This window comes from Luteimonas sp. 22616 (genome assembly GCF_052044325.1).
Taxonomy (GTDB): domain Bacteria; phylum Pseudomonadota; class Gammaproteobacteria; order Xanthomonadales; family Xanthomonadaceae; genus Luteimonas.
In genome coordinates this window covers 604,617-629,911 of record NZ_JBQEMW010000002.1, presented here as the reverse complement: position 1 = coordinate 629,911, position 25,295 = coordinate 604,617, and the positions used below count along the sequence as shown (strand labels likewise).

31 protein-coding genes are annotated in these 25,295 nt (G+C 67.7%); 15 read left to right on the top strand and 16 right to left on the bottom strand.

Going from position 1 to position 25,295, the window contains the following annotated elements:
- The first annotated feature begins 18 nt into the window (after nt 1-18).
- From ACTJIL_RS15240 to ACTJIL_RS15220, 5 genes are all read left to right on the top strand, one after another.
- Nucleotides 19-807: a ribonuclease H-like domain-containing protein gene (locus ACTJIL_RS15240; protein WP_440756459.1), complete on the top strand. Its 789-nt coding sequence runs from the start codon at nt 19-21 to the stop codon at nt 805-807.
- 55 nt (nt 808-862) lie between these two features.
- Nucleotides 863-1,228 (top strand): I78 family peptidase inhibitor, encoded by a 366-nt coding sequence (locus ACTJIL_RS15235; RefSeq protein WP_440756458.1) that lies wholly within the window; start codon nt 863-865, stop codon nt 1,226-1,228.
- 101 nt (nt 1,229-1,329) lie between these two features.
- The gene (locus ACTJIL_RS15230) at nt 1,330-1,800 is read left to right on the top strand and encodes a ribonuclease domain-containing protein (protein ID WP_440756457.1); all 471 of its coding nucleotides are present in this window, start codon (nt 1,330-1,332) and stop codon (nt 1,798-1,800) included.
- Nucleotides 1,797-2,240 (top strand): barstar family protein, encoded by a 444-nt coding sequence (locus ACTJIL_RS15225; protein WP_440756456.1) that lies wholly within the window; start codon nt 1,797-1,799, stop codon nt 2,238-2,240. Before ACTJIL_RS15230 ends, ACTJIL_RS15225 begins: the two co-directional genes overlap by 4 nt.
- Nucleotides 2,241-2,415: 175 nt before the next feature.
- Nucleotides 2,416-2,712, top strand: a complete 297-nt coding sequence (locus ACTJIL_RS15220; RefSeq protein WP_440756455.1) for a hypothetical protein — start codon at nt 2,416-2,418, stop codon at nt 2,710-2,712.
- A 111-nt stretch (nt 2,713-2,823) separates the two neighbouring features.
- Here the strand turns inward: ACTJIL_RS15220 and ACTJIL_RS15215 are convergent, their stop codons facing one another.
- From ACTJIL_RS15215 to ACTJIL_RS15200, 4 genes are all read right to left on the bottom strand, one after another.
- Nucleotides 2,824-3,102, bottom strand: coding sequence for a hypothetical protein (locus ACTJIL_RS15215; RefSeq protein WP_440756454.1), 279 nt, complete (start codon nt 3,100-3,102; stop codon nt 2,824-2,826).
- A gap of 167 nt (nt 3,103-3,269) precedes the next feature.
- Nucleotides 3,270-4,070 (bottom strand): hypothetical protein, encoded by an 801-nt coding sequence (locus tag ACTJIL_RS15210; RefSeq protein ID WP_440756453.1) that lies wholly within the window; start codon nt 4,068-4,070, stop codon nt 3,270-3,272.
- Between the two features lie 220 nt (nt 4,071-4,290).
- Nucleotides 4,291-4,890 (bottom strand): GTP cyclohydrolase I FolE, encoded by a 600-nt coding sequence (folE, locus tag ACTJIL_RS15205; protein WP_440756452.1) that lies wholly within the window; start codon nt 4,888-4,890, stop codon nt 4,291-4,293.
- Nucleotides 4,891-5,071: 181 nt separating this feature from the next.
- Nucleotides 5,072-5,392, bottom strand: a complete 321-nt coding sequence (locus ACTJIL_RS15200; RefSeq protein ID WP_440756451.1) for a hypothetical protein — start codon at nt 5,390-5,392, stop codon at nt 5,072-5,074.
- A gap of 258 nt (nt 5,393-5,650) precedes the next feature.
- On the opposite strand from ACTJIL_RS15200, the gene ACTJIL_RS15195 reads away from it, so the two are divergent.
- Both ACTJIL_RS15195 and dbpA read left to right on the top strand, forming a co-directional pair.
- Nucleotides 5,651-7,549 carry a DUF885 domain-containing protein gene (locus ACTJIL_RS15195; RefSeq protein ID WP_440756450.1) on the top strand — a complete coding sequence of 633 codons (1,899 nt, stop codon included), beginning with the start codon at nt 5,651-5,653 and terminating at the stop codon, nt 7,547-7,549.
- A gap of 343 nt (nt 7,550-7,892) precedes the next feature.
- Nucleotides 7,893-9,275: an ATP-dependent RNA helicase DbpA gene (gene dbpA, locus ACTJIL_RS15190; protein WP_440756449.1), complete on the top strand. Its 1,383-nt coding sequence runs from the start codon at nt 7,893-7,895 to the stop codon at nt 9,273-9,275.
- A 256-nt stretch (nt 9,276-9,531) separates the two neighbouring features.
- Here dbpA and ACTJIL_RS15185 read toward each other — a convergent pair whose 3' ends face one another.
- From ACTJIL_RS15185 to ACTJIL_RS15170, 4 genes are all read right to left on the bottom strand, one after another.
- Entirely contained in the window at nt 9,532-10,083 is a 552-nt protein-coding gene (locus ACTJIL_RS15185; protein ID WP_440756448.1) for a YdeI/OmpD-associated family protein, read from the bottom strand.
- A gap of 184 nt (nt 10,084-10,267) precedes the next feature.
- A complete protein-coding gene (locus ACTJIL_RS15180; RefSeq protein WP_440756447.1) occupies nt 10,268-10,495 on the bottom strand; it encodes a hypothetical protein in 228 nt (75 codons plus the stop codon).
- A 142-nt stretch (nt 10,496-10,637) separates the two neighbouring features.
- Nucleotides 10,638-11,615, bottom strand: a complete 978-nt coding sequence (locus tag ACTJIL_RS15175) for a zinc-binding dehydrogenase (RefSeq protein WP_440756446.1) — start codon at nt 11,613-11,615, stop codon at nt 10,638-10,640.
- Nucleotides 11,616-11,836: 221 nt separating this feature from the next.
- Complete coding sequence (locus ACTJIL_RS15170) at nt 11,837-12,736, bottom strand: LysR family transcriptional regulator (protein WP_440756445.1); 900 nt, start codon at nt 12,734-12,736, stop codon at nt 11,837-11,839.
- A 152-nt stretch (nt 12,737-12,888) separates the two neighbouring features.
- On the opposite strand from ACTJIL_RS15170, the gene ACTJIL_RS15165 reads away from it, so the two are divergent.
- From ACTJIL_RS15165 to ACTJIL_RS15150, 4 genes are all read left to right on the top strand, one after another.
- Nucleotides 12,889-13,302 carry a DoxX family protein gene (locus ACTJIL_RS15165; protein ID WP_440756444.1) on the top strand — a complete coding sequence of 138 codons (414 nt, stop codon included), beginning with the start codon at nt 12,889-12,891 and terminating at the stop codon, nt 13,300-13,302.
- 64 nt (nt 13,303-13,366) lie between these two features.
- A complete protein-coding gene (locus ACTJIL_RS15160; protein ID WP_440756443.1) occupies nt 13,367-14,173 on the top strand; it encodes a DODA-type extradiol aromatic ring-opening family dioxygenase in 807 nt (268 codons plus the stop codon).
- A gap of 73 nt (nt 14,174-14,246) precedes the next feature.
- Nucleotides 14,247-14,855: an NAD(P)-dependent oxidoreductase gene (locus tag ACTJIL_RS15155; protein ID WP_440756442.1), complete on the top strand. Its 609-nt coding sequence runs from the start codon at nt 14,247-14,249 to the stop codon at nt 14,853-14,855.
- A 45-nt stretch (nt 14,856-14,900) separates the two neighbouring features.
- Nucleotides 14,901-15,581: a class I SAM-dependent methyltransferase gene (locus tag ACTJIL_RS15150; protein WP_440756640.1), complete on the top strand. Its 681-nt coding sequence runs from the start codon at nt 14,901-14,903 to the stop codon at nt 15,579-15,581.
- A gap of 36 nt (nt 15,582-15,617) precedes the next feature.
- Here ACTJIL_RS15150 and ACTJIL_RS15145 read toward each other — a convergent pair whose 3' ends face one another.
- The 4 genes from ACTJIL_RS15145 to ACTJIL_RS15130 form a co-directional block, all read right to left on the bottom strand.
- The gene (locus ACTJIL_RS15145; RefSeq protein WP_440756441.1) at nt 15,618-15,779 is read right to left on the bottom strand and encodes a hypothetical protein; all 162 of its coding nucleotides are present in this window, start codon (nt 15,777-15,779) and stop codon (nt 15,618-15,620) included.
- 46 nt (nt 15,780-15,825) lie between these two features.
- Complete coding sequence (locus ACTJIL_RS15140) at nt 15,826-16,467, bottom strand: DUF1109 domain-containing protein (RefSeq protein ID WP_440756440.1); 642 nt, start codon at nt 16,465-16,467, stop codon at nt 15,826-15,828.
- Nucleotides 16,464-17,003, bottom strand: coding sequence for a sigma-70 family RNA polymerase sigma factor (locus ACTJIL_RS15135; protein WP_440756439.1), 540 nt, complete (start codon nt 17,001-17,003; stop codon nt 16,464-16,466). Before ACTJIL_RS15135 ends, ACTJIL_RS15140 begins: the two co-directional genes overlap by 4 nt.
- A gap of 142 nt (nt 17,004-17,145) precedes the next feature.
- Nucleotides 17,146-18,099: an Mbeg1-like protein gene (locus ACTJIL_RS15130; RefSeq protein ID WP_440756438.1), complete on the bottom strand. Its 954-nt coding sequence runs from the start codon at nt 18,097-18,099 to the stop codon at nt 17,146-17,148.
- Nucleotides 18,100-18,404: 305 nt separating this feature from the next.
- Here ACTJIL_RS15130 and ACTJIL_RS15125 point away from each other — a divergent pair, with 305 nt between their 5' ends.
- Nucleotides 18,405-19,268: a type II toxin-antitoxin system RelE/ParE family toxin gene (locus ACTJIL_RS15125; protein ID WP_440756437.1), complete on the top strand. Its 864-nt coding sequence runs from the start codon at nt 18,405-18,407 to the stop codon at nt 19,266-19,268.
- A 107-nt stretch (nt 19,269-19,375) separates the two neighbouring features.
- Entirely contained in the window at nt 19,376-20,350 is a 975-nt protein-coding gene (locus tag ACTJIL_RS15120; RefSeq protein WP_440756436.1) for an MBL fold metallo-hydrolase, read from the top strand.
- 123 nt (nt 20,351-20,473) lie between these two features.
- On the opposite strand, the gene ACTJIL_RS15115 is transcribed toward ACTJIL_RS15120, so the two are convergent.
- Entirely contained in the window at nt 20,474-20,866 is a 393-nt protein-coding gene (locus tag ACTJIL_RS15115; protein ID WP_440756435.1) for a barstar family protein, read from the bottom strand.
- 94 nt (nt 20,867-20,960) lie between these two features.
- Nucleotides 20,961-21,149 (bottom strand): hypothetical protein, encoded by a 189-nt coding sequence (locus ACTJIL_RS15110; RefSeq protein ID WP_440756434.1) that lies wholly within the window; start codon nt 21,147-21,149, stop codon nt 20,961-20,963.
- Nucleotides 21,150-21,934: 785 nt separating this feature from the next.
- Between ACTJIL_RS15110 and ACTJIL_RS15105 the strand changes: the two genes are divergently transcribed.
- Together ACTJIL_RS15105 and ACTJIL_RS15100 are read left to right on the top strand one after the other, a co-directional pair.
- Nucleotides 21,935-22,942, top strand: a complete 1,008-nt coding sequence (locus ACTJIL_RS15105; RefSeq protein WP_440756433.1) for a thymidylate synthase — start codon at nt 21,935-21,937, stop codon at nt 22,940-22,942.
- Nucleotides 22,943-22,990: 48 nt separating this feature from the next.
- A complete protein-coding gene (locus tag ACTJIL_RS15100; RefSeq protein WP_440756432.1) occupies nt 22,991-23,902 on the top strand; it encodes a hypothetical protein in 912 nt (303 codons plus the stop codon).
- On the opposite strand, the gene ACTJIL_RS15095 is transcribed toward ACTJIL_RS15100, so the two are convergent.
- Both ACTJIL_RS15095 and ACTJIL_RS15090 read right to left on the bottom strand, forming a co-directional pair.
- On the bottom strand, nt 23,883-24,962 hold the full coding sequence (locus ACTJIL_RS15095) for an ImmA/IrrE family metallo-endopeptidase (protein ID WP_440756431.1): 1,080 nt from the start codon (nt 24,960-24,962) through the stop codon (nt 23,883-23,885). The two genes, ACTJIL_RS15100 and ACTJIL_RS15095, sit on opposite strands and share 20 nt — an antisense overlap.
- The gene (locus tag ACTJIL_RS15090; protein ID WP_440756430.1) at nt 24,955-25,254 is read right to left on the bottom strand and encodes a hypothetical protein; all 300 of its coding nucleotides are present in this window, start codon (nt 25,252-25,254) and stop codon (nt 24,955-24,957) included. Before ACTJIL_RS15090 ends, ACTJIL_RS15095 begins: the two co-directional genes overlap by 8 nt.
- Nucleotides 25,255-25,295: the final 41 nt, after the last annotated feature.

The window sequence follows — 25,295 nt, the reverse complement described above, 5'->3', positions numbered from 1 at the left end:
CTGCGGCGCCTGCTCGGCGTGCGCGCGCGCAGCGTGGTGGCACTCCCTCCGCGCGGACCGGTGGACCGGTCGCTGCCCGGCATCGAGATCGCACCTGGCCTGCGGCTGGTCGAGACGCACCTGCCGATGGCGCTGCCGACGGCAACTCTTTCGCTGGCGTTCGCCGCGTGTCGCACACCGATGCGCGGTCGTGCCGGGGCCATCGCCAGCGCGATGCCCGAAGCAGCCGACCCGCGCGACCTGCTGTTCTTCGACACCGAGACCACCGGCCTGGCCGGCGGCACCGGCACCCGCGCCTTCATGATCGGCGCGGCGGATTTCCACCGCCATCCCGGGCACGGCGACGGCCTGCGCGTGCGCCAGCTGCTGATCGCGACGATGGCCGCCGAGGCCGACATGCTGCGCGTCTTCGCCGATTGGCTGTCGCCGTCCACGGTGCTGGCCAGCTACAACGGCCGCTGCTACGACGCGCCCTTGCTGAAGACGCGCTACCGGCTGGCGCGCCAGCCCGATCCGCTGCGCGACCTGCCGCACGTCGACCTGCTGTTCCCGTCGCGACGGCGCTGGCGCGGACGCTGGGAAAACTGCCGGCTGGCGACGATCGAACGCGAGGCGCTGGGCGTGCTGCGCGACGACGACCTGCCCGGTTCGCAGGCGCCGGCAGCATGGCTGCAGTACCTGCGCGGCGGTTCGTCGTCGATGCTCGGGCGCGTCGCCGCGCATAACCACCAGGACGTCGTGACACTGGCCCTGCTGATGAGGAAACTGGTGGCGCTGCATGCCGAAGACGCGACGGCCGCCGGTTAACGTTTTGCACACGGCGGCGCCGGCACGCTCGCGGTTCCCGACATGGAGCACGCCGATGGCCACTTTCTCCCGCCCGTTCTTCCTCGTTTCGCTCGCGGCGGTCCTGGCACTCTCGTTGGGCGCCTGCGCCTCGAGCCAGGACGACACCGCGCCATCCGCGCCGCCCACATCGGCCACGGAGGCGACGCCGGCAACCCCGCCCGGTGACGCAGCGGCGCAGTGCAACGCCGGCGCCGCGCAATCGTTCGTCGGCCAGGAGGCGACCGGGGCCACCGTGGCCGAAGCACAGACCGCCGCCGGGGCCACGGGCGCGGTGCGCGTGATCAAGCCGGGGCAGGCGGTGACGATGGACTTCCGCGGCGACCGGCTCAACGTCGAAGTCGACGAGCGCAACGCCATCGTCCGGATCACCTGCGGCTGACACCGGAGCGACCGCGCCGCCCGCATTGCCGCTGGCGGCGCTCGCTTCCCGGCCACCCCCCTGGCCGCTTCTCCTCACCTGGCAACTTCCGGAACGACGCGATGCGACGCAACGCCTGGCTCATCATCGGACTGCTGCTGGCCGGGCTGTGGGCGTGGTCGCAGTACGGCGCGCAGACCACGGCGCCTGCGGCGGGTGCACCGTCCGCGAACCAGCGGGCCGGCAACCACGAGCCGCGCGCATTGCCACCGGATGCCAGCGCGCGGGAACGGCCTGCGCGCGTCGCGTATCCCGGCTGGCTGCCCGCCGAGGCGCTCGACACCCTGGCCCTGATCGAACGCGACGGCCCGTATCCGCACCGCCAGGATGGCAGCACGTTCCAGAACCGCGAACGCAGGCTGCCGTCGCAGCCGCGCGGCTACTACCGCGAGTTCACCGTGCGCACGCCCGGTTCGCGCGACCGCGGCGCGCGCCGCATCATCAGTGGCGGCGCGCCGCCGGTGGAGTTCTTCTACACCGCCGACCACTACCGCACGTTCCGCCGCTTCGCGCCCGCGGAGTCGCGCCAGTGAGCGCGCTGGAGCTGCGCGCGCTGCTCGCCGACGCGAGCCAGAACGGCGCCTACTTCGTCGACGTGCGCGACCGCGAGGGGCTCGAAGAGGTCGCCCGCGAACTCGGGTTCGCGGTGGCCGCGATCGACTTCGCCGGCTGCAGCGGCAAGGACGAGGTGCTGGAACGCTTCGCCGCGGCGCTGCGCTTCCCCGACTGGTTCGGCGGCAACTGGGATGCGCTCGCCGACTGCCTCGGAGACCTGTCGTGGTGGCCGGCCGAGGGTTACCTGCTGCTGCTGGACCATGCCGGCGCGTGGCGGGCATCGGAGCCGCACGAGTTCGCCACCCTGCTCGAGATCCTCAACGAGGCCGCCATGTCGTGGTCGGCACAGCGCCTGCCGTTCTGGGCACTGGTGGCGCTGTCGGCGCCTGCGCTGGACGACGTGCTCGAACCCGGCTGAGCTGCACCGGATCGGCCGCTGCCGCATCACGCTCCGATCCGCGCGCGCAGCATGAATCGCACGCAACGCGCAGTGCGACGGGGCGCCGGTTCCACGATTTCATTCGTGAAAACTAACAATACGGCTACATGCCGCTGCGCAGACTGGCACCGTCCCACGACGACGAGGAACACCCATGAGACGCGCCATTTTCCCCATTGCGGCAGCGACGGCCCTGCTGGTCCTTGCCGCCTGTGGCAAGAACGACGACGGTGTGATGTCGCCGGAGGCCGTGCCACCGGTGGAGCAGACCACGCCGGCCGACACGCCGCCCGAACCCGAACCGGCGCCACCGGCAGACGACACCATGACCCCGCCGCCCAGCGACGAGACCATGCCGCCGGACACCACGATGCCGCCCCCGGTCGACACCCCGACCGATCCCGAGAACCCGGACACGCCGACCGACTCCACGGCGCCGCCCGCGGGCTGACCGCACTCTCTCTCCAAGGTTCAGCTCATTGCCCACCTTCCCGCGCGGAAGGTGGGTTTTCTTTGTCCCGGCCACGCGGACGTTGGCGACTGCGTCGTCGCCGGGTGGACGTCAGTCCTTGTCGCCGCCGCCGCTGAAGTCGAGCGGTTCGCCCTGCTGCTTGCCTTCACTGCTCCAGGTCGCTTCGCGCGTGCGCTCGCATTCGGCGGACACCGGCTCGCCGGGCCGGTTGGGCGCGCTGGCGCACAGCGGGTTGGCATCCACCGCAGCGTTGCTGTCGCGGTACTCCACGCCGCTGCATGCGCTTGCGGACAGGGTGATGGCGAGCAGGACGACAGCGTGCAGCGCGGTGGCGTGCAAGGCGGCGGTAGGTGCGATCGGAAGGCGCATGGCGGAACCCCGGTTCGTGCGATGGCGTGGACCGGGATTGTGCCGCATCGTCGGCACGAGCCGCGCCCGGTCGGTCACGGTCGAGGTGGACGCGGCTGACGCCGCGCCCACAAGGACAGGGACGGGCGTGTGCAAGCAGCGCATGCCCGTGCGATGCGGGCGCGCCGTCAGTTCCCGCCGATCAGGCGCGCGGCGGACACCGCCAGCTGTTCGGCGGCATTGCCGAGCGCGTCGTGGCCGCCCTCGGCGTACACGCCGCGGCCGTCGGCCATGCGCGTCGCCACGTCGCGCGCGATCTGGCTGCCCTGGTCGAACGCACCGCGCACGGCGCCGTCGAACGCCGATGCCGCGTCGGTCGCGCTGGAGAATTCGCCACTCGCCAAGCCACTGAACGTGCCGCGGGCCACGTCGGTGAGCCCGGTGATGGCGCGCGCCACGTCGCCGACATCGGCCGCCGACGGGACCTGGCTGCCCAGCACACCGCTGGCGAGCGAGCTGATCGTGCCCTGCAGGTTGCCGGCATTGAACGCGCCGGGCACTCCCTGGGCGAACGAGTTGATGGCCATGTCGGCCACCGCCTGCATGGCCGCCGGCATGCCGCTGGAGGCCACCGCGTCGTGCGCCGCTTCGCTGAGCGAACCGCCGATCAGGCCCTGCGCCACCGCCGCGACCGCGCCCGGCAGGCCGCCGGTGATCGCCCCGACCACCGCCGCGCCGATGATCCCCTGCATGTCCTCGGCGCTGATCCCCAGCGCCTGCCCGAGCTGGCCGAGCGCCTGCGACAGACCGACATTCTCGGCCATCGAACTGACCGCGCTGCTGACCGCCGACGACAGTGCATCGACGGCCTGGCTCACCGCATCGGCGACGGCGCTGGCCGCCTCCGCCGCACTCGCGGCATCCGCGCCGCTGTTGCTGCTGTCGCCCGCGCCACTGGCGCCACCGGCGCCACCGCTTCCATCGCTCATGGTCGTGTCCTCCGAACCGGGAATGGCCCGAAGGTAGGCGTCCCGCGCCGTGGATTGAACCTAGTGCCGACCCGAGGGCGCGGGTGATCGCGGTTCAGCCGCCGATCCCGCGGCCGCGGCGCGATGCGGGCGTAACGCCCATGACGGCGGCACGGCGCCGCCGCGATCAGGGCCGGCACGCCGATGGGCGCTGCCCACGCAGCGTCGGCAGACCCCCGGGCTAGCGCCCGGTCTTGTCGAGGAAGCGCAGGAACTCGGCGCGGGTGCGCGCGTCGTCGCGGAAGCCGCCGAGCATCTTCGAGGTCACCATGCTCACGCCTCGCTTGTGGATGCCGCGCGTGGTCATGCATTCGTGGCTGGCCTCGACCACCACGCCGACGCCACGCGGCCCCAGCACGTGCTGGATGCAGTGCGCGATCTGCGCGGTCATCTTTTCCTGCACCTGGAAGCGCCGCGCATAGGTCTCGACCACGCGCGCGAGCTTGCTGATGCCGACCACCTTGCCGTCGGGCAGGTAGCCGACGTGGGCCTTGCCGATGATCGGCGCCATGTGGTGCTCGCAGTGGCTCTCGAACTCGATGTCGCGCAGCACGATCATCTCGTCGTAGCCGGCCACTTCCTCGAAGGTGCGTTCCAGGTATTCGCGCGGGTCGTCGGCATAGCCGCTGAACCAGTCGCCATAGGCATCGACGACGCGCTTGGGCGTGTCGAGCAGGCCTTCACGCGCCGGATCGTCGCCGGCCCAGCGCAGCAGCGTGCGGACCGCATCCTCGGCCTGCCGGCGGCCGACGCCGTTGCGTTGTTCGTCGGGGTCGGCCATCGCGCTGCTCCTGTCGGGGAACGCGCATGGTACCGCGTCGCTGCCGCGCGTCGGCGTCCACCCCTCTTCCCCTTTGTAGGAGCGGCTTCAGCCGCGAGCTTTTCTTTTCGGCCGGTGGACCGGAAAGAGCTCGCGGCTGAAGCCGCTGCTAGAAGTACAAGTGCGACGGCGGGCGACCCACTCAATGCCCGCGGCGCGCGGCGCCAGGTTCGACGTCGCCGTGATGGCGCCATGCGTCTCGCACGGCGCCGCGCGCTTCGGTCCAGAGCAGTCGCGAGTCGGCCTTGCAGCGCAGCCAGTCGCGCGCCAGCTGTGGTTCGACTTCCTCGAAGCGCTCGTCCGGGTGCTCGTCGCGGGCGATGTGCCCGTAGCGGTACGCCGGGGCGTAGTCGCGCCAGTTGCGGCCGGTGGAGTAGTACGGCGCGTCGCGGAAGACCGCACGGTAGTGCTCCTCGTCGTAGCGCTTCGGGTGCGGCTTGGGATGGGGGGAATGACGTTGCATGATCGCGCCATTGAAAGACGTTGGCTGTGCCTGTCCGGGGCCTGACGGCCTGGCCGAATGTTCGTTCGTGCGCAGGCTATCGTTGGTTTGGTCGCGTGGTCGTGAAGCTTCATGCTCGAGGCTGAATGTGACGATGCGCACTGCCTTTTGTTCATGCCGGCTTTCGATGCAGCACCGCTCCCGGCCCATGACCTTTCGCCATGGCCGCGCGAGCGTTCCGTCCGCACAATGCCCGATCACCCCGCTCAGGAGAGCCTCGTGCAGCCTGTATCCGCCCGCACTTCCCTTGCCATCGCCCTGGCGCTGGCCCTGCCCCTCGGCCTGGTTGCCTGCAAGCAGCCGGCGGCGGAGGCCACGTCCGCCAGTGCCAACGCCAACGCGGACACCACCGCCGCGAACGACCGGCAAGGCGAAACCGCACGCCTCAACGCCTGGTTCGACAAGAAGTACGAGGAACAGCTCCAGTTCAGTCCGACCCAGCTGACCTTCCTCGGCCGCAAGGATCTGTACGACCAGATCGACGACGCATCCGAGGCCGGCATCCGCAAGCAGGTGGCATGGCTTGAAGCATCGGTGAAGGAAATGGAAGCGGGCTTCGACTACGACAAGCTCGATCCCGAGGCGCAGCTGTCCTGGGATCTGTGGAAGAAGCAGTACGAAACCGCGCGCGACGGCCTGCCGTTCCTGGTCGACAGCTATTCGTTCGACCAGATGAATGGCATGCAGAGCCAGGCACCGACCTTCATGATCAACTTCCACCGGGTCGACGACGAGAAGGACTACCAGGCCTACGTCGCGCGCCTGCAGAAATTCGGCACGCTGTTCGACCAGCTGCTCGAGCGCGCCCGCGCTTCGTCGGCCAAGGACATCCGCCCGCCGAAGTTCGCCTACGAAGGCGTGATCGACCAGTCGAAGAAGGTGATCTCCGGCGCGCCATTCGACGCGGGCAAGGACAGCGCGCTGTGGGCCGATGCCCAGGCGAAGGCCGACGCGCTGGCGAAAGACAACAAGATCACCGCCCAACGCGCCACCGAGCTGAAGGAACAAGCGCGCAAGGCGCTGCTCGAGGACGTCAAGCCCGCCTACGAGCGCGTCATCGCCTTCGCCAGGGAAGAGCTGCCCAAGGCGGCCGAGAACCCCACCGGCGTCGGCAAGACCCATCCCAACGGCGCCGCGTACTACGCCTACCAGCTGAAGAAGAGCACCTCCACCGACATGACCGCCGAGCAGGTCCACGAACTCGGCCTGTCGGAGGTCAAGCGCCTGCGCGGCGAGCTGGAGGCGCTGCAGGAGAAGATCGGCTTCGAGGGCGACCTCCAGGCCTTCTTCGCGCACGTGCAGAAGGACCCTGCGCGCCTGTTCCCGAACACCGACGCCGGCCGCCAGGCCTACATCGACGAGGCCACGCAGAAGATCGCCAACATCAAGCAGCACCTGCCCGAGTACTTCGGCCTGCTGCCCAAGGCGGATCTCGTGGTCAAGCGCGTGGAAGCGTTCCGCGAACAGGACGGCGCCGCCCAGCACTACTACCCCGGCACGCCGGACGGCTCGCGATCGGGCATCTACTACGCGCACCTGTCGGACATGAATTCCATGCCCAAGACCGAGCTGGAGGTGATCGCGTACCACGAGGGCATTCCCGGCCACCACATGCAGATCTCCATCGCCCAGGAACTCAAGGGCGTGCCGCAGTTCCGTACCCAGCAGTTCGACACCGCCTACACCGAAGGCTGGGGCCTGTATTCCGAATGGCTGGCCAAGGAGATGCCCGGCACCTACAAGGACCCGTATTCCGAGTACGGCCGGCTGATGTCGGAGATGTGGCGCGCGATCCGGCTGGTGGTCGACACCGGCATGCACGCCAAGGGCTGGACCGAGCAGCAGGCGGTGGACTACTTCCGCGCCAACAGCTCGGTGCCGGACGCGGCGATCAAGTCGGAGATCCAGCGCTACCTGGTCTATCCCGGCCAGGCCACCGCCTACAAGATCGGCATGATCCGGATCCAGGACCTGCGCAGGAAGGCCGAAGCCGAACTGGGCGACAAGTTCGACATCCGCGGCTTCCACGACACCGTGCTCGGCGGCGGCGCGATGCCGCTGGACCTGCTCGAGCGGCGCGTGGACCGCTGGATCGCGGAGAAGAAAACCGCGGCCTGACCGCTGCGTGGGACGATGCGAAAGGCCGGGCGCATGCCCGGCCTTTTTTTTAACGCGCGCGCCCTTGTAGGAGCGGCTTCAGCCGCGAGCTTGTACTGCTTCCCGCTGCGAAAGCAGGGGCTGGGGAAGGCCGCTTGCGAGCCACTGGCTCGTGGCCTGACGAACGCCATCGCGCTGTGCTCGATGGCCGCGCGGGTTGAGAAGGGCGCCTTTGGGATCAGCGCGAACCGTGGACACCCCCTCCCAACCTCCCCCTGCCTTCGCAGGGGGAGGGGCAGCAGAGAAAGCTCACGACTGAAGCCGCCGCCACGGGTTCGCGGTCGACTCCTGCGATGATGCACGCATGACCACGCCCCCCGCCTTCGCATCACTCCCACTCTCACCGGCCCTGCTGCAGGGCGTCGACGCGCTCGGCTACACCGCGATGACGCCGATCCAGGCGCAGGCGCTGCCGCCGATCCTCGAGGGGCGCGACGTGATCGCGCAGGCGCCGACCGGCAGCGGCAAGACCGCGGCGTTCGGACTGGGCCTGCTGCACCGGCTCGATCCGGCGAATGGCGACACCCAGGCGCTGGTGCTGTGCCCCACGCGCGAGCTTGCCGACCAGGTCGGCAAGCAGGTGCGGCGGCTGGCCACGGGCATCCCCAACCTCAAGGTCTCGATCCTGTGCGGCGGCATCCCGCTCGGCCCGCAGCTGGCCTCGCTCACGCACGCACCGCACGTGGTGGTCGGCACGCCCGGGCGCGTGCAGGAACTGGTGGCCAAGGGCGCGCTGTCGCTCAAGGCAGTGCGCACGCTGGTACTGGACGAAGCGGACCGCATGCTCGACATGGGCTTCGAGGATGCGATCCGCGACCTGGTCAAGCGCACGCCGAAGGACCGCCAAAGCCTGCTGTTCTCGGCCACCTTCCCCGACGCGATCCGCACTCTGGGCAAGGCGATGCTGCGCGACACGCTGGAGATCAGCATCGACGGCGGCGCGCAGCCGGCCGCGATCGAACAGCTCTTCTACGAAGCCGACCCCGCGCGGCGAGCGCCGCTGCTGGCCGCGCTGCTGCTGCGCCACCGCCCGGAGTCGGCGGTGGTGTTCTGCAACACCCGCGCCGATACCGTGGAAGTGGTCGGCTCGCTCGCGCACTACGGCTTCTCCGCGCTCGCCCTGCACGGCGACATGGAGCAGCGCGATCGCGACGAGGTGCTGGTGCAGTTCGCCAACCGCAGCTGCAGCGTGCTGGTGGCCAGCGACGTCGCCGCGCGCGGGCTGGACGTGGAGGACATCGGCGCCGTGGTCAACTTCGAGCTGCCCACCGATACCGACACCTACCTGCATCGCATCGGCCGCACCGGGCGCGCCGGACGCAACGGGCTCGCGCTGAGCCTGTGCACCCCGCGCGAACTGCCGCGCGCGACTGCGATCGAGGAACGCCAAGGCCAGCCGCTGCGCTGGGAGAAACTGCAACCGCTGACGGGCAAGGCCAGCAACGTGCCGACCGCCACGATGGCGACGCTGCGCATCGACGCCGGGCGGAGCGACAAGCTGCGCCCCGGCGACATCGTCGGCGCGCTGACCGGCGACGCGGGATTGCACAAGGACGCGATCGGCAAGATCGACGTGTTCGCGACGCGCAGCTACGTGGCGATCGCGCGGGCGAAGGCAGCACACGCCGTGGAGCGCCTGCGCGCGGGCAAGATCAAGGGACGCAAGTTCCGCGTGCAGCGGCTGTAGGCATGGGCGCACAACCCTGCAGGGTTGCCCTTCCCGCGCCGGGAACCTTGCCGCACCCGCTCTTGTAGGAGCGGCGGAAGCCGCGAGCTTTGCTGTTGCCCCTCCCCCTGCGAAGGCAGGGGGAGGTTGGGAGGGGGTGTCCACGGATTGCGGTGCTGCTGAAGGCACCCCTCCCCAACCCTCCCCTGCCTTCGCAGGGGAGGGAGAAAAGTTCGCGGCTTCCGCCGCTCCTACGAAAGCACGGCCGACAGCCTGCCTACTCCGCCGCTTCCGGCACGCCCATGTTGCCCTTGCTGTACATCCCCGAGCGATCGAAGCAGCAGGCGCGGCGCATGCCGGACGCGAGCTTGTCGCAGGCGGTGTCGATGCGCTTGACGCGCGTCTCGGCCTTCTTGCCCGAGACGATCCAGGCGATCCAGTCGCGGCGCGCCACCGGCGTGATGTCGGCCCAGGTCGCGTGCGCGTCCGGGTTCGCCGCGAGCGCCTTGCGCAGGTCGGCGGGCACCCTGGGTTCGGGTTCCACTTCCACCGGCGCGATCTCCAGCGCGACCGTGTCGCCCGCGACGGCCTTGGCGGCTTCGCGCAGGGCCTTGTCGACCTTGAGCCAGTGGCTGCCCTGCCCGTCCGGCTCGAGCGTGGCCTGGAAAGACGCGCCGTTGAGGGTGCCGTCGACCGTCGTCATGCTCCGCGTCGGCAGCTTCGCGCTGGCCGTCCCGGGCAGGACGAGGAATGTCCACGCCGCGCCCTTCGGGCTCGCCGGGCGCAGCAGTTTCGCCTTGAAGCGGATCTTGCCGGTGACCTGTGCCATGGCGGCAAACGTTACCACTGCACCGATGATCCTTCAGTCGTGAATCCCGGGTGCGCCCTATGGCGTGATCAGCCAACGCAGGGCGGAACCGCCGAAGGTGTTTTCGCCGCATGTGCGTGGCCGGGTACCGTCGGCAAGAATCCGGCATTTGGCGGAATCCGCTTTGCGGGTTCCGCCCTACGCTTCAGGCAGTCGCCGGTGTTGCGGCGCGCGGCCGCCAGCCGAGCAGGCGCGCCGGCAGCATCAGCATTGCGGACAGGAACGCGAACAGCGCCGAGAACGTGAGGCCGACCAGGCGGAACGGCAGCAGCACCAGCCAGACCAGCGGCCACAGCAGCAGGGCCAGCAGCGCCAACGGCCAGCACAGGACAAACAGCACGCACCACGCCAGCAGGGCGATCAGGGTCTTCATGGTCGGGCCTCGCATGGATCACATCGCTGCACACGCAGCACGGACCAAGGTGCCGGGCGGTGGCCCGCACCCGCAAGCGCAATGCGACGAAACGCCGGATGCGGCGACGAATGCGGGCACGAGGCGCCGTGCAACCCGCTTCTCAGGCGCGCAGCAGCACCTTGCCGTTGCGGCCGGGCTGCAGGCTCGCGACGGCGGCCTGCGCGGCGTCGGCAAGGTCGTACACCGCGTCCACCGGCAGCTGCAGGTCACCGTCCAGCGCGCGCTGGATCAGTTCGCCGACCAGCCGGCGCTTGTCGGCCACCGCCATGTCGCGGCTGACCTTGCTGCCCCAGAAGCCTTTCATCGTCACGCCCCGGAAGATCGCGTCGCCAGACGGGACGTGCATCGGTTCACCGCTCATCGCACCGAACGACACCAGCGCGCCGTTCTCACCCAGCAGCGCCACCAGTTCGGCGCTGGCCCGACCGCCGACCGAGTCCACCGCCACGCTGGCCAACCCGTCGCCGAGCAGCGTCTTCGCCGCGTCGATCCAGCCCGGCGTCGCCGTGGAGATCACGTCATCGATGCCCAGCGCCGTCATCTCCCCGACGCCCGCATCGCGGCGCACAAGGCTGAGCACGCGCACGCCGCGCGCGGCCGCGAGCATCGCCAGGGTCTTGCCGACCGCGCCGTTGGCCGCGTTCTGCACGATCCAGCCGCCGCGTTCCACCTGCAGGAACTCCAGCAGCATCAGCGCACTGAGCGGCATCGCGATCAGCTGCGCGGCCATCTCGTCGGCGATGGCCGCGGGCATCGGGATGACCATCCGTGCCGACGCGACGAAGTACTCCGCCCACGTGCCGCGTCCCGACGCCGCAGTGACGCGCTGCCCCACCGCAAGCCCCTCGACGCCCGCACCGAGCGCATCGATCACGCCCAGCCCCTCGCTGCCGCCGATCGCAGGCAGCGCCGGCTTGTAGCCGTACTGCCCGCGGATCGTCCACAGGTCATGGTTGTGGATCGGCGCCAGCTGCATGCGGATCCGCACCTCACCCGGGCCGGGTTCGGGCACCGGGCTGTCGCCGGTGACGAGCACCTTGGCCGGATCGCCGAACCTGTGATGCATGGCGCTGCGCATGTCGATCTCCCGGCAAGCTATTGATTGCCACCCAAGCTACACGACGCAGCCCGGGCAAGCCCGGACCGCACCCGGAAGCGCCGCCGCGGCTTGCCGCCGAAGCAGACGCTGCATTTACCCGGGCTACGCCGGCTCGACCCGTTCCCGCGCTCCTGGTGCATCCGTGCGTGGCCATGGCCGCGAACGGCCGCCAGCAGATGGCGCGTGGCGCCTGTCCACCGTCACGACTGCCAGGCCGGCGTCGCGAACGCCTTGGCCAGGAAATCGACAAGGCGCCGGGTCTTCATCGGCAGGTGCTTGCGCGAGGCGTAGACGACGTGGATGCCCAGCTCGAGCGAGCGCCAGCCGGGCATCAGTTCGACCAGGTCGCCGCGGCGCAGGTCGTCGCCGACCAGGAAATCCGGCTGCAGGATCACGCCCTGCCCGTGCAGCGCGGCGATGCGGCAGGTGTCGCCGCTGTTGGTGTGGATGCGCGGCTGCACGCGCACGCGCGCTTCGCCGTCGGGGCCGGTGAAGCGCCAGTCGTCGCCGCCGCTCCAGTAGGCGTAGGACACGACCCGGTGCGTGGCGAGCTCGCCCGGATGCGAGGGCGTGCCGTGCGCGGCGAGGTAGGCCGGCGACGCGCACAGCACGATCCGGGTGGTGGCCAGCCGCCGGCTCACCAGCTGCGAGCTGGGCAGGTTGGTGATGCGCACGGCGACGTCGTAACCCTCTTCCACCAGATCGACGAGGCGGTCGTTCAAGGTGATGTCGAGCGCGACCTTCGGATTGGCGGCCAGGAAATCGGGCCACAGCGGCGCCAGGTGCAGGTTGCCGAAGGTCAGTGGCGCGTTGATCCGCAGCACCCCGGCCGCCTCGCCGCTGCCGGCGCTGGTTTCCAATTCCAGTTCGTCGGCCGCCGCGAGCAGGTCGGTGGCGCGGGCGTGGAAGCGCTGGCCATCGTCGGTCAGCGACAGCCGCCGGGTGGTGCGATGGAGCAGGCGCACGCCCAGTTGCGCTTCCAGATCGGTGACGTGCCGCGACACGGCGGCCTTGGACAGGCCCAGTGCGTCGGCCGCGCCGACAAAGCTGCCGGCGTTTACCACCGCGACGAAGCTGGCCAGTTGCTGGAGGTCGAGCATGGTTGGATTGTTCCTGCTTCATTGACAATTAGTCAATTGAATCGCTGTTTATCTCTGGATTGCTGGCCAATAGAGTACTCCCCGTGCTCGATCCCATCACCTCGACCTGGATCAGCGCCGCTGATCCCACACACATCCACAGGAGCCCTCCCATGAACGCCACTTCCTCGCTGCTCGGCCGCCTCGGCCTGTCACTGATCTTCATCATTTCCGGCTGGGGCAAGATCGCCGGCTACGCCGCCACCCAGCAGTACATGGAGGCCATGGGCGTACCCGGCGGCCTGCTGCCGCTGGTGATCGCGCTCGAACTCGGCGGCGGCCTCGCCATCCTCGGCGGTGCGTTCACGCGCTGGATCGCGCTGGCGATGGCGGCCTTCTCGCTGGCCTCCGCGGCGCTGTTCCACGGCAACCTCGGCGACGCCGCCCAGGCGATCCACTTCTGGAAGAACGTGGCCATGGCCGGCGGCTTCCTGATGCTGGTGGCCAACGGCGCTGGTGCGCTCAGCCTCGACGCCATCTGGGCCCGCCGCCGCGCCATCCCGGCCGCGCCGCTCGCCACTGCCTGACCCATTCCCGATCCTCCCGGCCCCGGGCGCGCATGCGCCCGCAGCCTTTTTCCTCGGAGCCGCCATGCACCTCGCCCCGTCCCTCTTCATCTCCCACGGCTCGCCGATGTGGGCGCTGGAACCCGGTCTGCTGGGTCCCGCGCTGCAGCGGCTCGGCCGCTCGCTGGCCGACGTCATCGCGGTCGTGGTCGTGTCGCCGCACTGGCAAACCCAGGGCGTGCGCGTCGCGGCCACCGCCGCGCCGGACACCATCCACGACTTCAACGGCTTCCCCGCGCCGCTGTACGCGCTGCAGTACACGCCACCGGGCGCGCCGGCGCTGGCGGCCGAGGTCACGCGGATGCTGGTCGACGCCGGCTTCGCGGCCAGCATCGACGCGCGTCGCGGCCTCGACCACGGCGCCTGGGTACCGATGCGCTATCTCAAGCCCGATGCCGATGTGCCGGTGCTGCAGGTGTCGCTGCCGCACGACATCGATACCGCCGGCGCGCTGCGCCTGGGCCAGGCACTGGCGCCACTGCGCGCGCGCGGCGTGCTGGTGGTCGGCTCCGGCAGCCTCACCCACAACCTGTACGAGTTCCGCCAGCACATCCGCGACCCGGAATACGCACAGGCGTTCGCCGACTGGGTCGCCGACGCGGTGCGTCGCCACGACGTCGACGCGCTGGTCGACTACCGCGCACGCGCCCCGCACGCCACGCGCGCGCATCCCAGCGAAGAGCACTACCTGCCGCTGCTGGTGGCGATCGGTGCCAGCGGCGCCAATGAGGCCGCCACGCTGATCGAAGGCGGCATGACCCATGGCGTGCTGTCGATGGATTCGTTCGGCTTCGGCCTGCCCGACGGCAACCCGTTGCGGGAGGCCGCATGAGCGCGCCGTCCGCGCCATTGCACTTCCCCGGCATCGCCCCGATGTCGATCATTCCCCCAGGGAGCACAAGCCCATGAAGATCGCCCTGATCGGCGCCTCCGGCCAGGCCGGTTCGCGCCTGCTGCGTGAACTCTCCGGCCGCGGACACAGCGTGACCGCCATCGCCCGCAACCCGTCGCGGATCGCCGCATTGCCCGGCGTCACCGCGAAAGCTGGCGACGTGTACGACGCCGACGCCCTCGCCGCGCTGCTCGCGGGCCACGACGCCGCGATCAGTGCCGTGCATTTCGTGGCCAGCGATCCTCGGCTGCTGATCGACGCGGTCAAGCGTTCCGGCGTGCCGCGCTACCTGGTGGTCGGCGGCGCCGGCAGCCTGGAAGTCGCGCCGGGCGTACCGCTGGTCAGCACGCCGGATTTTCCCGCCGCGTATCGCGACGAGGCGCTGGCCGGTGCGGCCTTCCTCGACCTGCTGCGCCAGGAACCGGACCTCGACTGGACCTTCCTGTCGCCGTCGGCACTGTTCGTGCCCGGCGAGCGCACCGGGCAGTTCCGGCTCGGCAAGGACCAGCTGCTGGCCAACGAAAGCGGCAGCAGCATTTCCTTCGAGGATTACGCGATTGCGATGGCGGATGAGATCGAACGCCCGGCGCATCGCCGCCAGCGCTTCACCGTCGGCTACTGACGGGCGCCAGGGCCGATGTCCCACGACGACCAACCGGAGACGACATTGCAACCATTCTCCGATCCCCAGGCGGTTGCCCGCTATGCCGAAGGCCCGGTCAGGCTGGTGCCCGGGTTCCACGGGTTGCAGGAGATGGCGTCGATCCTGCTGGCCGAGCGCGTCGGCGCGGCCGGGCGCGTGCTCGTCCTGGGTGCCGGCGGCGGCCTGGAGCTGAAGCTGTTCGCCGAGCGGCATCCGGGCTGGCGCTTCCTCGGCGTGGATCCGTCGGCGGAGATGCTGGCACTGGCCCGTACGACGCTGGGGCCGCTGGCCTCGCGCGTCGACCTGCACGCGGGCTACATCGACACCGCGCCGGTCGAACAGTTCGACGGCGCCACGTGCCTGCTCACGCTGCACTTCATCCCTGCCGCCGAACGCCTGCGCACGCTGGTCGAGTTGCGACGACGCTTGAAGCCGGGCGCGCCGCTCGTCGTCGCCCACCACAGCTTTCCGCACTCAGAGCCCGGGAAGACGCGATGGCTGAAGCGCTACGCCGCGTTCTCGGTTGCTTCCGGGGTTCCCGCGGACAACGCGGACAGGGCCATCGAAGCGATCGGTGCGCGGCTGCCGGTCCTGTCGCCGGAAGAAGACGCAGCGCTGCTGCGGGAAGCCGGCTTCGAAACCGTCGAACTGTTCTACGCCGGATTCACGTTCAAGGGATGGGTTGCGTACCAGCAGGCAGGCTGAGACAGCCTCGTTTCTCCGGCCCTGCAAGCCGGCCAGTCAATCGACGATCGATTCGACCAGGCCATCGCCGATCCACTGACCCAGCAGCGCACCCGCCGCGGCCCGCCCTTCTGCCTCGCCCAGTCGATCCATCGCGAGCACGCACACCTGGCCGAACGATCCCCGCACCGCGACGATCGAGAGCGCCTGCGCCTCCATCGGCGCGAGCCGGAAAGTCGGGCACTCGGTTACAACGCCGCGGCGGCTACCAGCGCAGCAGCCGCGGACCGAGCAGCGCGCCGATGCCGGCCGCCAGCGCGATCCCCAGGCTGTACCAGGTCAGCACGAACAACGCCGACACCTCCGGGCAGTGCAGGCAGTAGAGCGTCGCGGCCCACGCGCCAGCGGCAAGGCCCGCCACCGCCCCCGCCGCGCGCAGGCGCGTGGGCGCCAGCCGGCGGAAGGACCAGAGCAAGCCGATGAAGATCGGGACCGCCAGCAGCAGCACCAGCAGGGCGCAGACCTTCCACGTCTGGCCCAGCCACATCGCGAACCACTCGCCCGGCGGCGCGTTGGCCAGTTCGCCGATGCCGATGCCGGCCAGCACCAGCACCGGCACCGCGAGCCACCACAGGGCGCGCAGCGAACCAGGATCGGGGCGCGACAGGCGGGCGACGCCGTACGCCGCACCGACGCCGAGCGACATCGTGTAGGTCCACTTCATCCAGAAGGAAAAGCCCTGCATGGCCACCTGCAGGTCCGGACGCACGCCCAGCACCAGCGTCACCAGCACCATGCTGGCCAGCCCGCCCGCCACCAGGCCGATGACGACGCGCCGGGCCAGCGCATGCCGGGACACGCGCGGCACGTCGCGGCTCAGTTCCCGAATCAACTGCTCGGTGTTCATGCCCGACTCCCCCGTATCCGCCCGGCCAGCGACTTGAGGCCGCGGTGCACGGACACCTTGACGTCGGATTCGCCGATGCCCGCCGCCTCCGCCGCCTCGGCGATGCTCTTGCCGTCGACGTGCGTGTCGCGGATCGCGCGCGCCTGCTTGGGCGACAGCGTGTCCAGCAGCCTGTCCACGTCCATGCGCGCGCTGGTCGCGTCCTCGAATCCTTCGGCGGCCAGGATCGTCTCCACGTCTTCCAGCGGGACGTGCACCTTGCGCCGGCGGAAATGATCGGCCAGCTGGTGGCGCGCCACCCCATAGAACCACGCAGTGAACGGCCGGTCACGGTCGTAGCTGGCGCGGCGCGTGTGGATCGCGATCAGCGTCTCCTGCACAAGATCCTCGATGTCTTCCTCCGCGCCGCGCATGCGACGCCGGTAGAACGAATGCAACAGCGGCACGAGCGCGCCCAGCAACGCGGAGTGGGCGCTGGCGTCGCCGCCCAGCCCCGCCACCATCAACGCCTTGAGCTGATCCTCATTCGTGATCATCCGCTTCCCTGAAGGGCCTACGCGGCAAGTGCCAGGCCGGTTACACGCGGCCATCGGTCATGCGCCACTGTAACCGCCGCCGGGCCTTGAACCTGAAGCCGCCAGGGGCCCGCCATTTTTTTCCGCGGGCCCCGCACCCGGATCAACTAAACAGGCTCTTGCCGGTTTCCCAGAGGTCTTCCAGGCTGGGCCCGCTCGGGACGAGGTTATGGTCCGTGAAACGATCGAACAGGTTGTCGTCGTCCTGGGACTTGATGTCGCGCGAATGGATGGCATCGAGCACCGTGCCGATGCCGTGCGCATCCTTCGGGTTGCCCTCGAACAGATCCGGGTTCTCCAGCGTGATCTCGTAGCCCAGCGCATCGGCCAGCGGGCTGTCTCCGCCGGGGAGGTAGTCGGGCAACGCGTTGGCCCAGCCCGTTCCTTCCTGGATGTTGGTGAGGAAATCGTTTTCGACGTTGTAGCGGCGAACCAGGCCGTCGCTGGCGGTGTCCGATGCATCCCCGCGCGAAAGGCCCAACTGGTCCAGGGTTTCCGGGCCAACGCCGGCGGAATTGAACGTCACCGCGGGGCTGTCCGTGGCGAGCGCAGCCGCCGTCGCCAGGCCGCCGCCCAGCGAATGGCCGGTGAACACCACGTTCTGCTTGCCGAAGGCCGCCGTGACCTTTTCCCCCAGCGCGATGGCCTGGTTGTACTGCCCGGAGTCGAAACCCCCGGCCTCCTGCGCGTTGGCGAGCCAGTCGTCGAAGTTGAGCCCGTCGGTACCGGCGAACGCAACCACCACCTGCCCCTCTTCATTGGCGTAGACCGCCGCCTGGAAGCCGGTGTCCGGGTCGACCAGGTCCGTCGGGTAGATGCCCGCTTCACTCAGGGTTGCCTGGTCGACCGGGGTCCACTCCCCGTCGCCGATGGGGCCCGTGCCGGGGCCGCCGTAGACGTCCTTCGACAGCTCGGCCAGGTCGGTATCGAGCGTCCACTGCGGATCGGTCCCGTAGGCGTCCCGGGCAAAGCCGGTATCCGTGAGCGGATTGGGCAACGTGGCGCCAAGCGCAACGATGGGCGAGGTCACGAAGCTGGAAGAAATGGAGAAAGACATGGGAAGTTCCTTCGTCGGTGGTGATCTTCCGTACGTCGCGGGTCGCAGCGCGGTTACATAGGGGGAAACCCCAGGTCGGAAGGAACAAGCACTCGCACGCCGTGCCAACGCATCGGTGACCACCTCCGCGCTGCCTGCCACATGCAGGTGAAACACCTTCTCCGATTCCCGAATGCCGCGTGATCGGGCGCCCCGACCCGATCAAGTTCCCGATGGCCGGCGCGTTACGATGCCGCACCCCACGTCGTACCTCGTAGAACAAGAATGAAGGCTCGCCACTCCGAAGCACCTCCGGCGGCATGAGCATGGCGTCGCTTCGAGCGGGCTCCGGGGCCCAGGACCGGGCCGCGCGCCTGCAACCCTGGGTTGCCGCGCTCCTGACGGCGCTGCTGCACCTGCTGTTGCTGCTGCTGGTGATGCTGGCGCCCCCGCCGATCACCATGACCGAGCCGCAAGGCGGGGCGGCCGGCAGCCCGATGGAAGTGGTCTACATCGACGACTCGCTCAACGTCCCGCCGCCGGCGCAGACCACGCCCACGCCGCGCAAGGCGCCACCACGCCAGCCCCGCAAGGCCGCGCCCGCGGCGACGCGCATCCAGACCACGCCGGTCCCGCAGGCCGACGATGCCGATTCGCTGCGCGTGGTCGACATTCCCGACAGCCCGGCGACGTCGCCCGCCACCGAGCCCGAGCAACCACCGGGCGAGCCGGCGTCACCGCCACCCGATGCGCCGAAAGTCCCCATGAAACGCCCCGACCTCGCGTGGGGACGGCCGCCGGGCATGCTGCCGGAAGACCTCGCCCCGGTGAACGCGGGGCGGGCCCGGAGCCCCGCCGTCAACCGCGGCCGCAACGACGCCGGCCCTTCTTCCGGCACCAGCATGGAAGTGGGCGGCTATCAGGTGTACTACGACCTGCTCGACGAAGCCCGCCTGCGCGCATGGCGCGACCAGGGCATGACCGAACTCTTCCTGCCCCTGCCGGGCACGCGGCGGCTCATGGTCTGTCCGCTCGAAATCGCGCTGCATCGCGACTCCGGCGCATGTCGCCTGGTCGAACCGGACGCACCGGAACTCGAAGCCATCGGCGACGCACGCGACGTCATCACCATGGAGCGGGTCTACCGGCTGGGCGAAGTGCTGTGGCGCGGGCCGGGGGCATACCGCTGAGCCACGAAACCATCCTGGCCATGCAGCAGCAGCGCGACACGGCGGCGGGAACCCAGCCCGGAAACGCGCAGGCACAATGTGCGTTTCCCCACCCGTTCGAGGCCGCCATGAACCGCACACCGCTTTCCGTCCTGATGGCCACGCTGCTGGCAGGCGCGATGCTTTCCGGCTGCTCGCAACCGCAGCCCGAAGCCGTGGACACCACAGCCGCCGCGTCCGGGACCACGCCGTCCGGGACCGCGCCGTCCGAAACCGCGCCGTCCGAGAGCAGCGCCGATGCGTTCCGCTTCAACATCGGTGCATTGGAAGCGGTGGCGCTCAAGGACGGCGACCTCGAAGCGCCCAACGATGGCACGACCTTCGCCATCGGCCAGCCGGTCGAACAGGTCGCCGCACTGCTGGCCGCCGCCGGCGAGCCCACCGACGTGCTGCACCTGGGCATCCAGCCACTGCTGGTGCACGCCGGCGACCGCGTCCTGCTGTTCGACACCGGCGCCGGGGACGTGGAGTGGGCGCGCGGTGGCCGGCTGCCGGCGTCGCTGCGCGCGGCGGGCGTGGCGCCGTCGCAGGTCACCGACATCTTCATCTCGCACCGCCACGCTGACCACGTCGGCGGCCTGCTCGCGCGCGACGGCGCGCTCGCGTTCCCCAACGCCACGGTGCACCTGACGACGACCGAATGGGCCGGCATGCAGGCCGACGCCGATGCCGCGGCCCTGGTCGCCGCGATCGCACCGAAGGTCGCGGCATTCGAGCCCGGCGCCGAGCTTGTCCCGGGCACCGTGACCGCCGTGGTCGACAACGGACACACGCCCGGGCATTCGGCGTACCTGATCACCTCCGGCGACGACCGCCTGCTCTACATCGGCGACACCGCGCACCACTTCGTGGTCTCGGTCCAGCGCCCCGAGTGGACGGTCGACTACGACATGGACGCACCGCTCGCACAAACCCGCCGCCGCGAACTCCTGCAGCGCGCGGCCGACGACGGCACGCGCGTGTACGCCGTGCACTTCCCGTTCCCCGGCCTGGGGCGTTTCGAGACGCAGGGTGAAAGCTTCGTCTGGGTGCCCGAGCGCTGAGCATCGTCATCGCGCATGACTGGTTGAAAGGAATCAGTGAAAGCTGGCGGAAGAAACCTGGGCGCGTCTTGATTGCCTCCGCCTCCTTCTGTTCTTTTGTGCTTTTCCTTCCGCTGCCCGGGATCAGCGCGGCAGCAGCGTGATGTTCGGATGCGCGCCGATGATCTCCAGCACGATGTCGAAGTAGGTCTGCCCCGTCCCGGCCTCCAGCGCATCGAGTGCGCGCTGGAAGTGCGCGCTGTTGAAGCGCTCGGGCTGCGCCAGCTTGCCGAGCAGGTATTGTCGCGTCGTCTCGATGCCGAGCGCCTCGCGGTTCGCCTCGAACTCCGTCCAGACCAGCGTCGCCGGCGCATCGCCATCGAGTGCGCCATAGCCGCCATACAGCATGTCGTCGAGCGCATCGAGGCTGGGGCCGAGCGTCCAGCCGACGCCGACCATGAAGATCCGGTTGATCTCGTCGTAGAACGACGGGATGTCGCGGATGCGTGTGCCGTCGAGGGTGAGGGCCTGGGTCATTGCAGCGCAAATCTACGCGCAACGGCCGGCCCGCAGGGCGAGCGAAGCGAGTCATTCCGTGACATTGGCGGATCGCGCGCGCGCCGCCACGCCGTCATTCCCCGGAATCACCATTGCGCTGCAGGTAGCGCTCGAGTCTGTCCTTGCGCTGAGGAATTCCGGCGTCCATGTCGAGCTGGATCACCTTGGCGCCGGTATGTGCCAACGCCGCGCGCACTGAAGGCATATGGATGCTGTCTGCCGCAACGTAGACGCGCGCGTTGGCGAGGAGTCCAGGCCTCACGCGCTGCGCTTGCTCCGCCAGCGCACCTCCGATCCCGCGAAGTGAGCCTGCCCCCGCGCTCGCACGGCCACCGCACGCGGCCGCGACCGCTCCGACCGCAAGCCCCGGACCCTTGCGCGCAAGGGGTCGGGGCTTGCCCCCGAACCAAAAAGTCCCGACCGCCAACGAAAAGAGCTTGCGCGCAAGTCCAGAAGCCCGGCGCGCCAATCAAATTGCCCGGCGTTCCGGCTAGAAGCCCCCGCGCGCAAGCCCGCCGGACCCCGAACCGCAACACTCGTTACTCCAATCGCAAGCCGGAACGCCTTGCGCGCAAGGGATCCTGATTCGCGCCCCGACCAGAACGGTCGGGCGTCCAACGAAACTGGTCGGCGTTCGGACCGCCGCGGTCGAAGCCCGGCACTTTTCGGCTTGCGCGCAAGGCTCGGACCCTTGCGCGCGAGCCTCGCAACATCCTTCATCGCGCGCCCGAAACCCGGCCTCACCCGGCCAGGCCTTAGGTGGGCACTTGCCGGCGGTGGCAGGCGCCCAGCTCTCGTTCGCAACAACAACCGGCCTAGCAAAAGGAGTAGGGAGCGGCCTTGCCGAAGTGCTGGCCAAGGAAGCGACGGCTTCTTTCCAACGGGGCATTCCAGAAGTGAACCCAACCCGTTCTTGGTCCCGAAGTAAACCCGACCCCGTTCTTGCCTTAAGCTCTACATTCTAGCTGCCCGTGAGGAAGCAGCAGGTTCTGGCAGCGCCGACAACGACGCGATTTACAGACCATTGCACGCACATCGTGGGGGACGATGATGTACGTATCGGCAGACACACTAGACGACCTTTTGCACAAAGTTCTAAGCGATCTGCTGCGGTCGCGTGGCTCCGCCGTATCAGCTAGCCGAGGCGCAACGAGAGAGAGAAGTGGAGTTCTGCTGAGGCTACGGAACCCACGCGCTCGACTTAGCCGTACTTCGCGAAGAACGCAAGTCTTTAGTTGTGTAGGCGAGCTCGCTTGGTACTTGGCAAAATCCGACCGGGTTAAGTTCATCTCCTACTATATCCCCAAGTATCGGGAAGACTCGGAAGATGGGCTTACGATTCCTACTGCGTATGGGCCGCGAATTTTCTCGAATAATGGTGAAGATCAGCTTGGAAATGTAGTTGATCTTCTTCACAAGCGCCGAAGCTCCCGTCGCGCCGTGATCCAGATTTATAGTGCAGGCGACATTCATCGCATTCATGACGTCCCATGCACTTGCACACTTCAATTCCTAGTGCGTAAGTCTCGGCTACACATGCTGACCAGCATGCGTTCGAACGATGCTTACCTTGGTCTGCCGCACGACATATTCTCGTTCACGATGCTTCAAGAGATCGTGGCCCGGGCGCTCGGTATCGAGCTGGGCGAGTACAAGCACTTCGTCGGGAGCTTACATCTCTACGACGAACACATGTTGGCGGCTTCGTTATATGTTGACGATGGTTACCAAGAGCGTGTTGCAATGCCCGCAATGCCGTTTGGAAACCAGTTTCCCAACATTAAGATGTTTCTCAACTACGAGCGAAAGATACGTAATGGCAGAAGCCCCAACCTCGATCGTCTCGGAATGGATCCCTACTGGGAGGATCTGCTTCGCTTGCTCCGCGCTTATCGCTTCTTCAAAGATAAGGATTCGACTGGAATGACGAGGCAGGTCAGCAAGTTGCACTCCGAGGTGTACGCGCACTACGTCGAACTAAAAAGCAAGCGCGTTTCAACACGGGCATCGTCTGTACCGGCGCAGGAAAGCTTGTTCACCGAACAAGTCGGTTGATCGACTCCATATATAAGGTATGTCTTTGTGAGAGATAGAGACAAGCAATTGGCCGAACAGTTCCGTGGGCGTATCAACGAGTTCGAAAGAACCCATGGCTTGCTGCCGGGAATCGAAGACTTCGCAGGACGTGAAGCCCTTGTAGAACAGATGATCGAAAGCGTACGTCGAATAAAGTTCGTCACAACTGTGAGGGCCAGACCCCTTGATGCGCGACGGACTGATCCGACGAGCGATATCTATGATCCAGTTCGAGCAGCAATTGTTTTCGATAAGGCGGGAGAAGTCGACGAAGCTGCTTGGCAGATCTTTCTTTCAGTTCACTTCGGCCACAGCCTGACATCAAAGTGGCGCCTTCCACGAGACATCTACGGTCGTCTCGGTTCGGGGCGACTGTGGGGCTGGAGGGAGGTGAGTACAGGCGTTCTGGCCTTTCGCATGTGGCTCGATGCTAACCAAGCGACACTGAAAGGAGGCGATGGCGTCGTGCGGCGCTTTGGAAACCACAGAAAGTACACGTCATTAGACGCCTGGAAGGACAACGGAACAGGCGACGCCGTGGCGTCGTACGTGGAGTGGGTTGTTGCAGCGGGCGGACACGCCGCTTTGTTCAACAAGGCCATTGCAGCAGCCCACGGCGACCCCAAAGAAACATTCGGGCATCTCTACGACGCCATGTCGGTCGTGAAATCTTTCGGCCGTATCGCGCGCTTCGACTATTTAACAATGGTTGGAAAAACGCAGATCGCGCACATTGAGCCGGATTCTGCGCATCTGGCCGGCGCCACTGGCCCGCTTACCGGCGCGAAGCTTCTATTCGGACCCGGAAAGCGTATTGCCGACTACGATCGCCTCGCACGGGCGTTTGGAAATGCCATTGGCGTGAATATGCAGGTTGTCGAGGATTCGATCTGCAACTGGCAAAAGAGCCCTTTGAAGTTCATCCCATTTCGAGGTTAGCTCTCCACCTGTACCGACGCTTTAGCGAATTGAGCTGGTTGTGGCGAAGCAATCCGGCATGCTGCAGCTGCCCGACAATGACGCCAGGCGCGATGCCTATTTTTCGCGCAAAGCGAACGATTGCATACCGCGATGAACCCAGTGAAACAAGCTCGTTCCGAAATTCGGGAGGAATCAGGGCCGCTGAGGCAAACACGTTGGCCTCTTCTTCGCGAGGGTCTTCCAGAGACGGCGTCGATTCGACAATCAGGCTCTCACCATGCAAGAGGACATGCCCTGCTTCGTGGAAAAAGCTAAACCAAAAATGGTCGTCTCTCAGATGTCTCGAGCTAAGGATCACGAGCGGGTTCTTTCCGGGCGCGCGGTATGTGACACCGCTAGCCGGGCAGCCAGAAGGCGCTCGCATCACTACTACCGCGACACCGGCGTCAGCGCACCTTCGTTGGAGTTCTGGCAAGAAAGCTGACGGATCTTTCTCCCGCGTCAATTCACGAAGTTTGGGAAGAGCTTCAGAGAATTTCATTGGCTGCCATTGCGCCGTCTCAATGCAAGACGCCGCCATCTGGCCTGCACGGAACCAAACTGCGAGCGCTCCGAGCTGAGTGTGGAAGGAACCCGAGCGACGGAAGGAAAGCGCCGCTTCGAGCTCACCGTACTTCTCTTCGAAGTCGTCAGCTGTTGATATGCCGAGGAAGCGCGCACATGCGGCCATGTCGCCATCTCCGCGGATGAACCCTCGGAGCCAGCCAAATTTACGGACATCCGCTACTGGCGTTTTTATTTTGTGGAGCAGACGACTGACTGTCAGCGCGAGGCTATCGCGATAGTCTTGCTCGCGGCGTATCCAGAATTCTTTGGTCGAGCCCAAGTGCGCCTCAAGCCCGGTAGCTAGTTCGTCACCGATCTCAAGGCGCCCGCACAGCAAGTCAGCAACGCTCTCGCTGGAAAGAGACAGCGAAGCAGCCAGTTCACACACATCACTGCCGCGTGCTGCGACCAGATCAGAGATGGTGCGGCCAGGCACTGAAGCCCAATCCGGTAGAAAGACCTGCTCATGCATTGAGATCACCGATTTGGAGAATCTTAATATTGGCCACCGACCGGGGAGACCCGCCGTCTCGTGTTTCAAACTGCAGACTGAACCGGGAAGTCAGGAGGATCGAATAGCGCTGATTTTGCCCCCCGTCAAGCAGCACTAGCGGGAAGGGAAATTCTTCCAAGTTCTTGGCTGCTCTTAGGTCGGCAAGTCTCGCTTGCAAGGCCAATGCGCATTCCGCGCCGAACGATTGAAGAGCCTGACCGCCTCGCTCGCAGAGCTCTCGGACTGCAGGGGTGCCAAAGGTCAGGTGCATCGGCGGGCATCCTACGCTACTGGAGAGGATGGCTGTCGAGC

Coding starts and splice junctions, on each gene's coding strand:
- ACTJIL_RS15235 (WP_440756458.1), top strand. CDS start 863: ATGGCCACTTTCTCCCGCCCGTTCTTCCTCGTTTCGCTCGCGGCGGTC.
- ACTJIL_RS15230 (WP_440756457.1), top strand. CDS start 1,330: ATGCGACGCAACGCCTGGCTCATCATCGGACTGCTGCTGGCCGGGCTG.
- ACTJIL_RS15220 (WP_440756455.1), top strand. CDS start 2,416: ATGAGACGCGCCATTTTCCCCATTGCGGCAGCGACGGCCCTGCTGGTC.
- ACTJIL_RS15215 (WP_440756454.1), bottom strand. CDS start 3,102: ATGCGCCTTCCGATCGCACCTACCGCCGCCTTGCACGCCACCGCGCTG.
- ACTJIL_RS15210 (WP_440756453.1), bottom strand. CDS start 4,070: ATGAGCGATGGAAGCGGTGGCGCCGGTGGCGCCAGTGGCGCGGGCGAC.
- folE (WP_440756452.1), bottom strand. CDS start 4,890: ATGGCCGACCCCGACGAACAACGCAACGGCGTCGGCCGCCGGCAGGCC.
- ACTJIL_RS15200 (WP_440756451.1), bottom strand. CDS start 5,392: ATGCAACGTCATTCCCCCCATCCCAAGCCGCACCCGAAGCGCTACGAC.
- dbpA (WP_440756449.1), top strand. CDS start 7,893: ATGACCACGCCCCCCGCCTTCGCATCACTCCCACTCTCACCGGCCCTG.
- ACTJIL_RS15185 (WP_440756448.1), bottom strand. CDS start 10,083: ATGGCACAGGTCACCGGCAAGATCCGCTTCAAGGCGAAACTGCTGCGC.
- ACTJIL_RS15180 (WP_440756447.1), bottom strand. CDS start 10,495: ATGAAGACCCTGATCGCCCTGCTGGCGTGGTGCGTGCTGTTTGTCCTG.
- ACTJIL_RS15175 (WP_440756446.1), bottom strand. CDS start 11,615: ATGCGCAGCGCCATGCATCACAGGTTCGGCGATCCGGCCAAGGTGCTC.
- ACTJIL_RS15170 (WP_440756445.1), bottom strand. CDS start 12,736: ATGCTCGACCTCCAGCAACTGGCCAGCTTCGTCGCGGTGGTAAACGCC.
- ACTJIL_RS15165 (WP_440756444.1), top strand. CDS start 12,889: ATGAACGCCACTTCCTCGCTGCTCGGCCGCCTCGGCCTGTCACTGATC.
- ACTJIL_RS15160 (WP_440756443.1), top strand. CDS start 13,367: ATGCACCTCGCCCCGTCCCTCTTCATCTCCCACGGCTCGCCGATGTGG.
- ACTJIL_RS15155 (WP_440756442.1), top strand. CDS start 14,247: ATGAAGATCGCCCTGATCGGCGCCTCCGGCCAGGCCGGTTCGCGCCTG.
- ACTJIL_RS15145 (WP_440756441.1), bottom strand. CDS start 15,779: ATGGAGGCGCAGGCGCTCTCGATCGTCGCGGTGCGGGGATCGTTCGGC.
- ACTJIL_RS15140 (WP_440756440.1), bottom strand. CDS start 16,467: ATGAACACCGAGCAGTTGATTCGGGAACTGAGCCGCGACGTGCCGCGC.
- ACTJIL_RS15135 (WP_440756439.1), bottom strand. CDS start 17,003: ATGATCACGAATGAGGATCAGCTCAAGGCGTTGATGGTGGCGGGGCTG.
- ACTJIL_RS15130 (WP_440756438.1), bottom strand. CDS start 18,099: ATGTCTTTCTCCATTTCTTCCAGCTTCGTGACCTCGCCCATCGTTGCG.
- ACTJIL_RS15125 (WP_440756437.1), top strand. CDS start 18,405: ATGGCGTCGCTTCGAGCGGGCTCCGGGGCCCAGGACCGGGCCGCGCGC.
- ACTJIL_RS15120 (WP_440756436.1), top strand. CDS start 19,376: ATGAACCGCACACCGCTTTCCGTCCTGATGGCCACGCTGCTGGCAGGC.
- ACTJIL_RS15115 (WP_440756435.1), bottom strand. CDS start 20,866: ATGACCCAGGCCCTCACCCTCGACGGCACACGCATCCGCGACATCCCG.
- ACTJIL_RS15105 (WP_440756433.1), top strand. CDS start 21,935: ATGATGTACGTATCGGCAGACACACTAGACGACCTTTTGCACAAAGTT.
- ACTJIL_RS15095 (WP_440756431.1), bottom strand. CDS start 24,962: ATGCATGAGCAGGTCTTTCTACCGGATTGGGCTTCAGTGCCTGGCCGC.
- ACTJIL_RS15090 (WP_440756430.1), bottom strand. CDS start 25,254: ATGCACCTGACCTTTGGCACCCCTGCAGTCCGAGAGCTCTGCGAGCGA.